Annotated in this window: 10 protein-coding genes and 1 pseudogene; 9 read left to right on the forward strand and 2 right to left on the reverse strand. The window is 44.6% G+C overall.

Features of this window, described 5'->3' with window-relative positions:
• Positions 1 to 181: 181 nt before the first annotated feature.
• Both BG260_RS13465 and BG260_RS13470 read right to left on the reverse strand, forming a co-directional pair.
• Positions 182 to 871, reverse strand: a complete 690-nt coding sequence (locus BG260_RS13465) for a hypothetical protein (protein ID WP_218089780.1) — start codon at positions 869 to 871, stop codon at positions 182 to 184.
• Positions 868 to 1,287: a hypothetical protein gene (locus tag BG260_RS13470; protein WP_069133482.1), complete on the reverse strand. Its 420-nt coding sequence runs from the start codon at positions 1,285 to 1,287 to the stop codon at positions 868 to 870. The genes BG260_RS13465 and BG260_RS13470 overlap by 4 nt, the downstream gene beginning before the upstream one ends.
• 414 nt (positions 1,288 to 1,701) lie before the next feature.
• On the opposite strand from BG260_RS13470, the gene BG260_RS13475 reads away from it, so the two are divergent.
• The 9 genes and pseudogenes from BG260_RS13475 to BG260_RS13515 all read left to right on the forward strand — a co-directional run.
• Complete coding sequence (locus BG260_RS13475; protein WP_069133483.1) at positions 1,702 to 3,048, forward strand: FAD-dependent oxidoreductase; 1,347 nt, start codon at positions 1,702 to 1,704, stop codon at positions 3,046 to 3,048.
• Between the two features lie 264 nt (positions 3,049 to 3,312).
• A complete protein-coding gene (locus BG260_RS13480; RefSeq protein WP_069133484.1) occupies positions 3,313 to 4,698 on the forward strand; it encodes an SLC13 family permease in 1,386 nt (461 codons plus the stop codon).
• 10 nt (positions 4,699 to 4,708) lie between these two features.
• Positions 4,709 to 5,212 (forward strand): response regulator, encoded by a 504-nt coding sequence (locus tag BG260_RS13485; protein WP_069133485.1) that lies wholly within the window; start codon positions 4,709 to 4,711, stop codon positions 5,210 to 5,212.
• Positions 5,209 to 6,696: an ATP-binding protein gene (locus BG260_RS13490; protein ID WP_069133486.1), complete on the forward strand. Its 1,488-nt coding sequence runs from the start codon at positions 5,209 to 5,211 to the stop codon at positions 6,694 to 6,696. Before BG260_RS13485 ends, BG260_RS13490 begins: the two co-directional genes overlap by 4 nt.
• 217 nt (positions 6,697 to 6,913) lie before the next feature.
• Positions 6,914 to 8,248, forward strand: a complete 1,335-nt coding sequence (locus BG260_RS13495; RefSeq protein ID WP_069133487.1) for a type II secretion system F family protein — start codon at positions 6,914 to 6,916, stop codon at positions 8,246 to 8,248.
• Between the two features lie 258 nt (positions 8,249 to 8,506).
• Complete coding sequence (locus BG260_RS13500) at positions 8,507 to 10,282, forward strand: GspE/PulE family protein (protein WP_069133488.1); 1,776 nt, start codon at positions 8,507 to 8,509, stop codon at positions 10,280 to 10,282.
• 50 nt (positions 10,283 to 10,332) lie between these two features.
• The gene (locus BG260_RS13505; RefSeq protein ID WP_245683975.1) at positions 10,333 to 10,797 is read left to right on the forward strand and encodes a Crp/Fnr family transcriptional regulator; all 465 of its coding nucleotides are present in this window, start codon (positions 10,333 to 10,335) and stop codon (positions 10,795 to 10,797) included.
• 225 nt (positions 10,798 to 11,022) lie between these two features.
• Positions 11,023 to 12,267, forward strand: a complete 1,245-nt coding sequence (locus BG260_RS13510; RefSeq protein ID WP_069133490.1) for a type IV pilus twitching motility protein PilT — start codon at positions 11,023 to 11,025, stop codon at positions 12,265 to 12,267.
• A gap of 20 nt (positions 12,268 to 12,287) precedes the next feature.
• Positions 12,288 to 13,209: pseudogene (locus BG260_RS13515) on the forward strand (hypothetical protein); the annotation flags it as partial.

Genomic DNA, 13,209 nt, shown 5'->3' on the forward strand with positions numbered 1-13,209 from the left:
TAAGTAACTATCATAAATCCAACACATAATCCAATACACTGCCTTCATAAATCATCTACTGTCATTTCGAGTCACTAATTTTGCACAGGAGTTTGTCAAATTTAAAAGTTAAAACTGACGACGGTGGTGATTAACGTCAATAGGCTGTGACCAGCGCAATATTCGGGGAGGTCTAATCTTATTATTTCTCTTTAAACAGGTTTGGGTTCTTTCGGATAAATGTTCGGATCCACTCTTTTACAAAGAAGCTTCGCTCAACTTTTAGATACCACCAGCCCATCAGGCTAATAACGGAGGCCCCGATTGCATTTACGATCATATCCCACATGGTATCGGTTAAGCCGGAGGGATCGCCCAGCATAGGTTTCTGCATGTTCAGGTCAAATAATTGATCCATTGCAAACTCAAAAATTTCCCAAACCGTACCGATCATCACGGCAAATGTAAAGGCAAAAAAGGCGATAAATCCGGGTGTTAAGTGTACATAGACGCGTTCACTCTCATTCAGCAGATAGATTAGCAGAAAACCTACAATTCCCATCAGCAGCCCGGCTGTGGTGTGAAGGGCGATATCCCACCACCACACCCGAGAATAAAACTCCTGAATTTCCCCCAGGTAGAGTGCTGCAAAGGTGAAGAAGACTGCTGCCAAGTGAAACTCTGCAGGAATTTCGACCTGAAGTTTGCGTTTAAAGATGATCGGTGAGAAGAGTACAAGCAGAATTAAACTGACGAGAAAAAGGGAGAGCCATTGAGCTTCAAACAGAAGAAAGACCCACTCAACACCTACTACAAGAAGCAATACTCTTCCTGTCCACCTGTGAGCTTTGCTTACGCGCCCTTGATCGGGGTAATTGAGGTCAGTGTTCATTGAGCCAACGGTTCTTCATCCAGGCCAAACCGCTCCAGGTCTGTTTGTTGCTGCCACTGTTTATACTCATCAGGGGAGTACTCCCGAACGGCATCTTTTGATATCCATACGCTGTCTACATGCGTTCGAATAAACGGACGGATTAAGTAGTGATTCTCCTGTTCATCAATCACATAGAGGATGGTTCCTTCGTCAAGTTCACCCATCACCTGTTCCGGCGGAAGGGTGGGATAAACCTCAATTTCATTCAGCGTAAATACCCGTTTCATATAGTCGTTCTCATTCAGGTTAAGTTTGACCGGAACGAGAATTCTGTAGATAAAGCCGATGATCACCAAAATGGCAAAAAAGATACCTGACCATTTCAGAATGTACTGAAAACCGTCAGTTGAGCTGCTCTTCTCTTCTCGTGTCATTGTGAACCTGTTTTAAAAGATGGAGTTGGGTTAAACTTTACAATCATCAAAAAGTACAATGAAATCTGATCAGAAAGATACAGAAGTCTGAGATTTCCGCGAACTCAAATTAGAGCGTGAATTTATCCACTCCCAAAGGTTAACGTATTTTGACAGAACCTGCCGGATGACAAAAGGCTTTACTATCATGTATGAAATACAGGCTTCGGTTAATTTCCATATTACACCAACCGTAAAGAGGTATTTTATTTGATATAAATCAGATAACAGATGTCTATTAAGATAATTTCGAGGTGAAATCTGTACTTAAGCCGGATAGACCCAACTTGATCACTGATGTGCCAGTACAGATAGCCGATTTGGCTGATAATTGGTACTTTGACACAGATCAAAGAAACAAACCATTTACCATATATGAAAAAGGGAAAACTGATTGTCATCGGGGGAGATGCTGCCGGTATGAGTGCTGCATCCAAAGTAAGGAGAACAGATGCAGATCGGGAAATTGTTGTCTTTGAACGGGGGCATCACACATCCTATTCCGCTTGCGGAATGCCGTACTATATTGCAGGTCAGATCGAGAGTTCAGATAACCTGATTACCCGGAAGCCGGAAGAGTTTAGGAAAAAACAGAATATTGATGTTCGCATTCGTCATGAAGTGTTAAAAATTGACCGTGAGAATAAACGGGTTCAGGTACATCACCTTGAAAACGGGGAGAAATTCTGGGAATCGTATGATACGCTACTGATCGCAACGGGTGCATCACCCATACGGCCCGACATTGAAGGGATTCATTCGAAAGGTATTTTTGGGTTGAGTACGCTACAGACCGGGATTGAGGTTTTTGATTTCATCGAACCGAATAAGCCTGAACATGCAGTGATTGTTGGCGGCGGATACATCGGTATAGAGATGGCCGAAGCGCTGCTGGAACGAAAGATGAACGTAACACTCATTGATATGGCTCCGCAGGTGATGACGACCCTGGATCGGGATATGGCCGGACTTATCTCCGAGTACATGAAAGAGCAAGGAGTAGATGTACTGCCTGAAGAGTCGTTGGTTTCATTTGAAGAGAGTGAAGGGAGTGTTACCTCGGTTGTGACCGATAAGCGGAAGCTGAATGCTGACCTGGTGATACTTGGAATGGGGGTGAAGCCTAACTCTGAACTGGCAAAAGAGGCCGGACTTGAGTTGGGGGTTCGGAATGCGATACGGGTGGATAAAAAGCTGCAGAGCTCCGATCCGGCAATCTATGCAGCGGGAGATTGTGCAGAATCCTTCCACATTGTGAGGCAAGACCCAACATGGATTGCATTGGGAACGGTCGCAAATAAACACGGTGTGGCTGCAGGAATCAACCTGAGTGGAGGAGAGATAGAGTTCCCGGGTGTTTGTGGAACGGCAATTACAAAGTTTAAGGATCTTGAGATTGCCCGAACCGGTTTGAGCGAAAAGGAGTGCTTAGAGGAAGGGCTGGAATATGAAAGCGCAACGATTGAAAGCCGAACACGGTCCGGTTATTACCCCGGGAGCTCGAAAATTACGGTCAAACTGATTGTTGAAATGAAGAAGAGAGCGATCATCGGCGGACAGATTGTCGGTTTTGAAGGATCGGGTAAACGCATTGATACGATCGCAACGGCCATCACCGCCGGAATGACCGCTCAAAACGTTGTAGATCTCGACCTGTCGTATGCGCCGCCTTTTTCACCCGTTTGGGATCCGGTGCAGATCTGTGCCAGAAGGCTGGTGTGATAAATCACGTTATTTCTGTGATTTGGTTACTGTGCTATTGAAGACGTCATCATGCAGTGTCCCCATTAATTTTCGGGAAATGGAGTGAAGGAACTCCTGTCTTTAAACACACATTTTAATAACTAGGCCTATTAAATTTGTACTCTCGGTCAAGCAAACCGCTTCCAGTAAATAATTGGTTTTTCGAAAGAAATAACTCTGTTTAATGGCTATTTCTGTCTATTTTACGGGTAGATCATCTGCTGACTTAAGCCATTCATCACTATGGATAAAGTTAAACTAACCGGGCTCATTTTAGGAATTGCAGGTTTTTCAATTCCACTTATCATCACTTTTCCCGGACTCTCATTTGCCGGTCATCTTGCTTTAAGTATTTTTCTGATGGCGGCTGTGTTCTGGATGTTTGAAACCATTCCCATCTACTCCACATCCATACTTGTTATTCTGCTGGAAGTCATGCTGCTCAGTGCCGAAGGTTTCATTCAGTTTGGCGGCAGTTACAGTCCCGTACCATACAGCCAGTTTGTTGCAACGCTGGCAAACCCGATCATCATTCTATTTCTGGGAGGGTTTGTATTGGCTGATGCGGCCGTCAAATATGACTTTGATAAAAACATGACCCGGATATTGCTGAGGCCTTTTGGAAGCAGACCTGCAATGATTATGCTTGGTTTAATGGCGGTAACCGCATTTCTTTCCGCTTTTATGAGCAATACGGCAACCACAGCCATGATGGTGACGGTAGTCATTCCCATTCTGGCCAAGATGGAGGTCTCAGATCCGGCCAGGGTCAGTATTGCACTCTCCATTCCTTTTGCGGCAAACATCGGTGGGGTGGCAACTCCCATCGGAACACCGCCCAATGCCGTGGTTATCGCCGCTCTTAATCAGAATGGGCTCTCTGTTGAATTTGGCAGCTGGATGCTCTATGCTGCCCCTTTGGCGCTGGTGATGCTTGTTTTCACCTGGATTCTGCTTCTTAAACTTCATCCGCCGGCTGTTCAGCAAGTCCCGCTGGAACTGAAAGGAACGTGGCAGACATCCGGTAAAGCGTGGATTCTCTACATTATGTTTGGTACAACGGTGCTACTTTGGGTTACTGAAAGTATTCATGGAATACAAAGCGGTATGGTGGCTCTGATTCCCGTTGCAGTACTTACACTCACTCAAACATTTGAAAAAGAAGATATTCGTAATCTGCCATGGGAGGTTCTGTGGCTGATTGCCGGAGGTATTTCACTGGGAATTGCCATGAAAGAGACCGGGCTTGCGGAATGGATTGTTGGCAGTATAGGGTGGGAAAACATGTCGTACCTGCTGCTGCTCGCAGTATTCGCGGTCGTATCGGTTCTGATGTCAAACTTCTTATCGAATACCGTAACGGCTTCGCTGCTTATTCCACTTGGTATTACACTGGCTACATCGGGCGTAGTGGGCGGGCCTGCGGCAACCTTAATCATCGGGCTGATTATTGCTCTCAGTACCAGTTTTGCGATGGTTCTGCCGATTTCCACACCGCCTAACGCCATTGCGGTTAGTACAGGCGTTGTTAAAACAAAGGATATGATCGTTTCAGGCAGCATCATCGGGTTGGTTGCCATCGGATTGATTATTCTGATGGCTTCCTTTTATTGGCCGCTCATCGTATAATGGAAAGATCATGAAAACAAAAATATACATACTTGTCGTTGAGGATGAACCGGAAGTTCTGGACTCCATCGTACGCGACATCACCGAGTTTGAGGAACAGTTTGTGGTGGAAATGGCCGATACGGCAGAAGAAGCTGAGGAGCTTATTGATAGTATTATTACCGAAGAGAAAGGGCTGATCGGTTTGATATTATGCGATCACGTTTTGCCGGGTAAAAACGGGGTGGAGCTGCTGGTTGAAATGCAGAATCGTGAGGAGACCAGGCCGACGAGAAAAGTGCTGATTACAGGTCAGGCCGGGCTTGAAGAGACTGTCAAAGCGGTAAATGAAGCAGATTTGAAACACTATATTGCCAAACCGTGGGAAAAAAATGAGCTGGTCAGTATAACCAAAAAACTCCTTACCGATTTTGTGATTGAACGGGTGGATGATCCGCTGCCATACATGAAAGTACTCGATTCTGAGAGAATAGCGGAAAGTTTAAGAACGGGACGGAAACTGACAGACCGATGAAATTTAAACTCGGATCCAGATGGCTCGAAAATCGCGATGAGGTAACGAAACTTCTTCAGCGGGTTCTGGATGAGTCCGGCAGTTCGGATAAATATCTTTTTGAGGTAGGTGAAGGCATCACCATTTTTAAAGAGGGAGAACCGCTCAACAATATCTACATCTTGCTTGAGGGGGAGGTGCAGCTCTACAAAAAGAAGCCCTATAACGATGTTCAATTTCCGCTTCAGCACCTTCAGGCCGGTTCATTGATTGGGATTATTTCATTTATGACCGGGTTGCCTTCACTGACGACCGCAAAAACTCACGAACCTTGCCGGTTTCTCCGAATACCCAAAAAGGATGTCAATCATCTGATTGATCTTCATCCCGAACTGGACAGCTACCTGGATGAGCTGATCATGGCCAATTTGCTGGAGCGATATCGTCAGACCATTATCCTTCAGATGAAGCTTGATTCGGTTAACAGCAAGCTTCAAAATGAGCGGAATGAGCTGAAGCAGGCGTACAAAGATCTTCAGAATGCTCAGAAAGCGCTGGTTCATCAGGAAAAAATGGCAACGCTGGGTCAGCTTGTGGCCGGATTTGCACATGAAGTAAACAACCCGACGGCCGCACTTCTTCGATCAACAGATTCACTGGAGCGTCAGCTTGTCCAATTTATGGATCAGCAGAGTGAGGGTGAAGATTCAGCCCTGACAGACACCGGGAAACAGTTTTTTAAACTGGGGAGGGAGATCGGTTTCCCCGATACAAAAACCATCCGTGAAAGAAGTGAACGGGTGAAGAGGGCACTGCCGGTGTTGAAAAACTCCCAGATACGTATTATTGCCCAAATGCCGGAGGGCTACGAAGAGTTGCTACAGAAGGTAACGGACGGTAATCAGGAGGAGATTGGTTACTTGCTGGATCAGTTTGAATTCGGAAAGATGTTTCAGAATATCGAAACTGCCGGGGAGCGTATTGCCGGTCTGGTGAAATCTTTAAAGAGTTACAGCCGATCCGATTCAGAAGAGCGGTATGAATGGATCGACATTCGGGAGGGAATTCACGACACGCTTCAGCTTACCAGCAACCGGATCAAATATTACGATCTCTATCTGGATCTTCCGGAGGTGCCAAAAATCAGAGCCGATGCGGCGGGATTAAATCAGGTTTGGACGAACATCATTCTAAATGCCTCAGACGCCATGGGTAAAAAAGGTTCACTTGATATCCGGTGCGGAGTGAGTGATGAGAGAATATGGGTGAGTGTAACTGATTCCGGACCGGGGATTTCTGAAGATTATCTTGAAAAAATATTTGATCCCAAATTCACCACCAAAGTAAGCGGTGCCAAGTTTGGATTGGGGTTGGGTCTGTCCATTTCGCTGGATATCATTAAACAGCACGGAGGTGAGATTCAGGTTGTGAACGCTGATGAGGGAGGAGCGAGATTTACGGTAATCTTGCCGGTAGATCCAAAATTAACGCCTGCTAGCAGGTAGACCGAGGAGGTAATTATCAGAGAATTAGATGACAGCTGACGTGGTGATCTGCATCCGTGCAGAGCAGTACCGGCTAATCAAACCCTGACTCTATAATGTTCTAATATGCTTTGATGAAGGTTGACTTATTTGTAACATTCCCGGTGTAAAAGTGTCTTGTTGATATTAGGAAAGTTTCTTATACATTGGTTATTGTTCAAAAAATAAATCATCTCACATGCCTCAGTTTCGTTTAAAAGCTATTTCATCATCCGGTAAGCCGATTAAGACCGAATTTGAAGCTGCCAATAAAAAAGAGGCTCAGGCTAAAGTAAAAAAGCTCGAAACGAAGAATGGTGTACAGGTCAAAGCTCTTGAAAAGAAAGAGACGTACATGTACAAGGTGCAGCGCCCCGGAAAGCCAAAGCAAACCGGTGAGCAGGAAGCCTACAGTAAAGAGGAGCTTGAGCGGGCACTGACCAAGCTTGGCTATAAAGTGATCAGCGTGAATAAAAAGCTGTTCAACTTTAAAGGCGGCGTTCCGACCAATGACGTGGTTACTTTTGTGAGTCTTTCATCCGATCTGCTAAACCAGCAGCTTCCCTATGACGAGATTCTGACCCTTCTGTATGAGGATACGCAGAATAAGCGGATGAAGGAGGTTATTAAAGAGATTCAGAAAGATCTGAAGGATGGTAAGGAGGGACACGAAGTGTATAGCAAGCATGAGGATGTGTTCGGTAAGTTTGCCGCTTACATGTTGAGTGTTGCATCCACTTCCGGTAACATGGCCCAGGTTTTTGAAAGTACGGCTAAGTTTCTGGAACGGGATGCAGAGTTTAAAAAGAATTTAAGGCGATCTCTGCTGATGCCTACGGTTACCGTTTTGGCGGTTATTGCCACAATCCTTTTCTATGTGGGCTATATCTTTCCGGCCACAGCCGAACTGTTCCTGGAATTTGACATCAATCTCCCGCCCATGACAGCTGCAACACTTGAAGTGAGTTACTGGCTGGCAGACAACTGGATTACGTTAACATTGGTGCATGTTATTCCCATAGCACTTTTTGGCTGGTATGTCAGAACTCCGAAAGGAAAGCTCTTCCTGGATAAGTATATCATAAAAATACCGGTAATCGGTGACTTGCTTCACAAGACAAGTATCGAAATTTTTGCTCGGGTATTCTTCACTCTTTACAGTGGTTCCGGCCAGAATATTGATGTGATCCGGGTGGCATCTGAGGCGTGCCGAAACTCCTATATGGAGAAGCAGATAAAAGAGATTGCGATTAAGAAGATGCTGAAGGACGGTGCCGGACTTGTTGAATCGATGGAGGAGACCGGTGTATTTACAACTACTGCTATCAGTCGATTCAGGCTCGGAGCGGAGTCCGGTGCGCTCAAACAGAATGCCAAACAGCTTGCCGAATATTACGAGGTTCAGACAACCTACAAGATGGAGTCGGTTATTGATACGATTAACCTCTTTATTAACTTGTTCATTATGGTAGCGCTGATTGCAATTACCGTAGTGTCTTCGGAGTCTGCATTGATCGATATGAATCCGCAATAACGGATGACGGCCTTCTGCAGCGGTTTACCTGTTGCAGGGTGCGCAGTCAGTAAATACGTAGGTGTTTGTGGAAATAAATGTGACGGCTCGAACAAATCTTTAATTTTTCTAACAGCTTTTATATACAACTTTTATTGAAATAGTGGCTAATTATAGCGATTCTAATAGCTGTGGCTACGTTTTGATCAACCCCAACTCATTTGCAATCTTCGTAATTAAGGCTTGTCTTAAATCCTTGATATCACTAATCTCTCTGACATGGGTAAAGTAAATACCAGGACACATATTGGAGACCTCCTTTGCAGCAGGGGTGTGATTACGGAAGAGCAGCTCAACATGGCGTTGAAAATTCTTGCCGAGGAGCCTGAGCACTCTAATCGAAGGATTGGCCAGATACTTTACCAGGATCTGAACCTCGATCGGCATGAAGTGATGCGGCAAATAGCCGATATCTATGCTTTTGATGAGGTTTTTGCCGGTAAAACAGAACTGCAGCCGGATAGAATTCAGGATATCAAATCTTACATGGACGATCTCCCGCAGGAAACTGTGGATGAGTTGGCTCACCAAAAAGCCGTTCCGATTCATAAAACGACAACATCGCTTACTATCGCGGCGGCAGACCCATCCGACCCAAAACTCTCCGGTTCGCTGTCTAAACTCAATTTTAAAGAGTTTGAAATTCAGTATTGTCGCTATGAGATGATCGAATATATTCTCTCCAACGTATATGAGCAGAAGAATGAATTTCTGGACCTGCTTGAAGAGATCGATTACGAAGAGCCGGATATTGGAGAGGAGAATGAGGAGGTTGATGAGGAGGAGATAGAAGCTGAGATCAACCAGAGTATGCTCAATTCACTGGTTGAGGGGATGCTTGTAGAGGGTGTTCGTCAGGGAGTGAGTGATATACACATTATCCCGAGTGGGCCGACCACTACCGATATTCGTTTTCGTCAGGATGGAAAGCTCCAGTTGTGGTATCAGCAGAAAAATGTAAAACCGGAAGCGGTCACTGCAGTCATTAAGGATAAAACACGAAATGTTGATCGGTTTGAACGAGACAGTTCGCAGGATGGGTTTATTCAAAGGTCTGTGGATAATCACAACATTCGGTACCGTGTGTCGATCATGCCGATGGTGGGTGCCCAGTTCGACCGTAAATTCGAGTCGATCGTTATCCGGATTTTAGATGACCGTAAAGTGATTACTGATCTGAATGTTCTGGGTCTCCAGGAGAAAGCCAAGGCCGACTTTGTGAAAGCCATTGAGAAACCTTCGGGAATTGTTATTATTACGGGGCCTACGGGTAGCGGTAAGTCGACCACGTTGGTTGCCGCTCTATATTATGTGATTGATCCCACTAAGAATGTACTGACTGTTGAGGAGCCGGTAGAGTATTTGATTAATGGAGCCCGCCAGTTGAAAATCAGCAACAATATGACGTTTGATCTGGCCATACGGGGTATTTTGCGTCATGACCCGGATATTGTACTTGTGGGTGAGATTCGGGATCTGAAAACGGCAGAAATTGCGATTAAACTGGCGAATACCGGTCACTTGACATTCTCTACCCTTCACACCAACGATGCGCCCAGTGCCGTTTCCCGATTGTTTAAAATGGGAGTGGAGCCGTTTTTGATAGCCAATGCAGTTAACCTGGTTATGGCTCAGCGTCTGATTCGACGGCTTTGTAACAATTGCAAAAGGGCATACGAACCGCACCCGGAAACCCTTCGTGGAATTGGATTTTCTGATGAAGAGATTGCCAATAACACATTTTATGAAGCGGTGGGCTGCGACAAATGTAACGGAATAGGGTATAAGGGGCGGGCAGCAATTCATGAAGCGCTCTTTTTCAGTAAGGATATTAAACGAATTATACTTGAATCGGGCGGTGATATTGACGAGGACCGGATAAAAGATCAGGCTGTTAAAAATGGAATGCTTACATTGCGTGCATCGGGTCGGGAGCGGATAAAAGAAGGTATTACGACCGTTGAGGAGATTATAGCAATTACCCTGGATGATTAATTGAAGCGAAGGTGAAATCTATGACCAGATCGGATAGTAACAAATTAAACATGATGCCTTTGTACATGCGGAACCTGTTGAAGGAGCCGCCGCATCTGTTAAAGAACTTTCATTACGAAGATGTACTCTCATTTTTGGAATTGGGCAGTGAAGAGCGATTTCTCCGGGGAGAAACGATTGTAAATGAACACGACAGGGTTCAGACAGCGTACCTGGTTGGGGAAGGAAAAGTGGGCGTCTGGAAAGATGAAATACAGCTCGCCATTTTGGATGAGGGCAGTTTTATAGGAGAAACATTTTTATTCAGTAAACAAAACCGAATGGCCAAGGTTGTGTGTGAGGAAAATGCCATTTTATTGAGTTTCCAGAGATACGATGTACTCAACTATTTCAGGCGCAGACCTGAAAAGTTGTTCAACATTTTTACAAAAAATATTATTGAGATTCAGCAGAAGAAAATTGAAAACATGAACGTACAACTTTTGAATCTCAAGAAACGTCTTTTAGGGAATTAAGGGTGGATATAGAGCTCAAGCAGTTTTTTGTAACAAATGCGGTACTGAGTACTCTTTTCACTAGTTTATGGGATAGTTCCTGTTGATACGACTGATACAAAAAATATGTTTTAGGCGTGGAATCAATTTAGAAGTTTTCAATCCATAGCTACTGCTTATTATTTCACTATTTGAATATCATCTACATTATTTATATTCGGTTAACCGGCTAACATAATTGCTTGCATGAGTACAACCACCATCTCTTTTAAACCTATTCGGGAAATTTGCGGAAGAATTGCTTCTGAAATACCTGCCTCAAAAAAAGGTCTTGAATATCATGCAGCCATTGGGGAACGAGTTAACAATTTGCCTGAAGAGGAGCGAAAAACACTTCGAGAGTCGCTAAATGCCTTTTTGATCTATATGGAGAAGATCGATGCATCAGATATTGATGTGGGCGGGCACGGCTGTTCCGGAAAAATTTGGTACCGGGTTTTTGGAAATAAATCTCCTTTAAAGATGGATGTAGATTTACCCATCGCAGAAACCGATGTTCTGCTGCACAACATTCTGACGCAGACTCAGCGCGAACAGCTGATCGATCGGAAAAGCCTTGACTTCTCCCATACCATTCAAACGGATGGGAATCGAAACCGGCGTTATCGTGCCAACATGTATATGGATCTGGAGTCTCTGGCGCTCAACATGAGGAAAATTGACACGGAGATTCGTCCTTTTAAAACATTGGGGGTCCACCCGGAGATTGCCAAAGCGCTCAGTCTTAAATACTATAAATATGGTTTAACATTGATAACCGGTATTACCGGCTCGGGTAAGTCGAGTACATTGGATACGATTATCGATGCAAATAACCGAACAGTTGACGCTCATATAGTTGTAATCGCATCTCCTGTTGAATTGATACATAATCCTATTCGAAGTGTTATACGCCACCGTGAGGTGGGACGGGATGTGATGTCGTTCAAAGAGGGTGCGATTCAATCACTTCGGCAGGATCCCGATATTATTGTAATCGGTGAGCTTCGCGACCCGGAAACGATCACCACCACATTGGAAATTACCGACTCCGGTCACAAAACATTCGGTACACTTCACACCTCATCGGCCATGGAGAGTATTGAACGGATTCTGGGTGAGGTACCAACTGAGGAGCAGGATCGGGTTCGAAATCGTTTGGCCGATGTGCTAACCTGCGTGATTAGCCAGAAGCTGGTATCAAGCTTAGACGGAAAGCGGGTACTGGCAAAAGAGGTATTACTGGTTACACCTTCCATTCGTGCCGCCATCAGAAATAATAACGTCAACGAAATTTACCAGATGCTGAATGAGGGTGGCGAAATGGGAATGAATACGATGGAGCAGGATCTGAAACGCCTGTATGATGAAGGGCGGATCTCGAAAGATGAAGCGTTTAATAACGCGAATAACAAGAAACGAATTCAACAACTTTTCAACGAGTTGGATTAGACTAACATAACCTGTACCGGATGTTTAAATCTCGCGAATATATTGGTATTAGTCTTGAAGGCGATCAGCTGAAGATAGCCCGGATCAAGCCCAAGAAGAATGGATTTGAGCTGCTACGGCTTGATAAGCTGAAACTGATAGATCCCCTGGAATCTACAGGTAAGGGGCAGGGTGGCGAAGAAATTTCCAGTGAGGATGTTTTTGCTGAAGATGAATCCGATGACATCTTTGGCCTTGATATGGACGACGATGAGGAGGATTCCGGCCTCGATGAACTTGCAGAAATTGACCTTGATGATCTGAATCAACCTGCTGCCGATATTGATACCGACGATCTTGTCGAAGAGTCTTCAATGGTGAAAACCAATGAAGAGTTGATTGTTAACTATCTGGATGATTTCAAAAAGAAGAAAGTAGTGCTGGCACTCAACATTGAGTCGGGTAATACTATTTTTCAGATTGTTAAGAACGACAATTACAAAGAGCTGAAAAAGAAGGAAGTTGAGCAGGCTGTATTAGAAAAAATCGAGGCGATTTACGGTACAACTCCTCAGGATGATCTCTACAGCTATATTGTTCGAGACAATGGCAACTTGATCATCGGTTCAATCGATGAAGAGTCTCCCACGCTGCAGTTGATGAATCGTGCTGCGGACCGTTTTGGAACAAAATATTTTATTCAGGATGTGATTCCGGATGAAGTGGCAATGATCGGTCTTTACAGAAATCACTATGATCGCGATGATCAGAAAATTACCGGTCTTGTACAGTTCAGTCCGGATAAATGCCGGATGGTTTTTCTCAGAGGACATGATATTCTCCAGGTTTCTCCGGTCATTAATGAGGGGACAAGTGATAAAAATTTCCTCAACACCATTTTCTCAAAAGTTCTTTTTCAGCTTGATACAGGTGAAATACCGGGTCTCGACCGACTTGTGATCT

It is taken from the genome of Rhodohalobacter halophilus (assembly GCF_001715195.1).
In the GTDB taxonomy this organism is placed as follows: domain Bacteria; phylum Bacteroidota; class Rhodothermia; order Balneolales; family Balneolaceae; genus Rhodohalobacter; species Rhodohalobacter halophilus.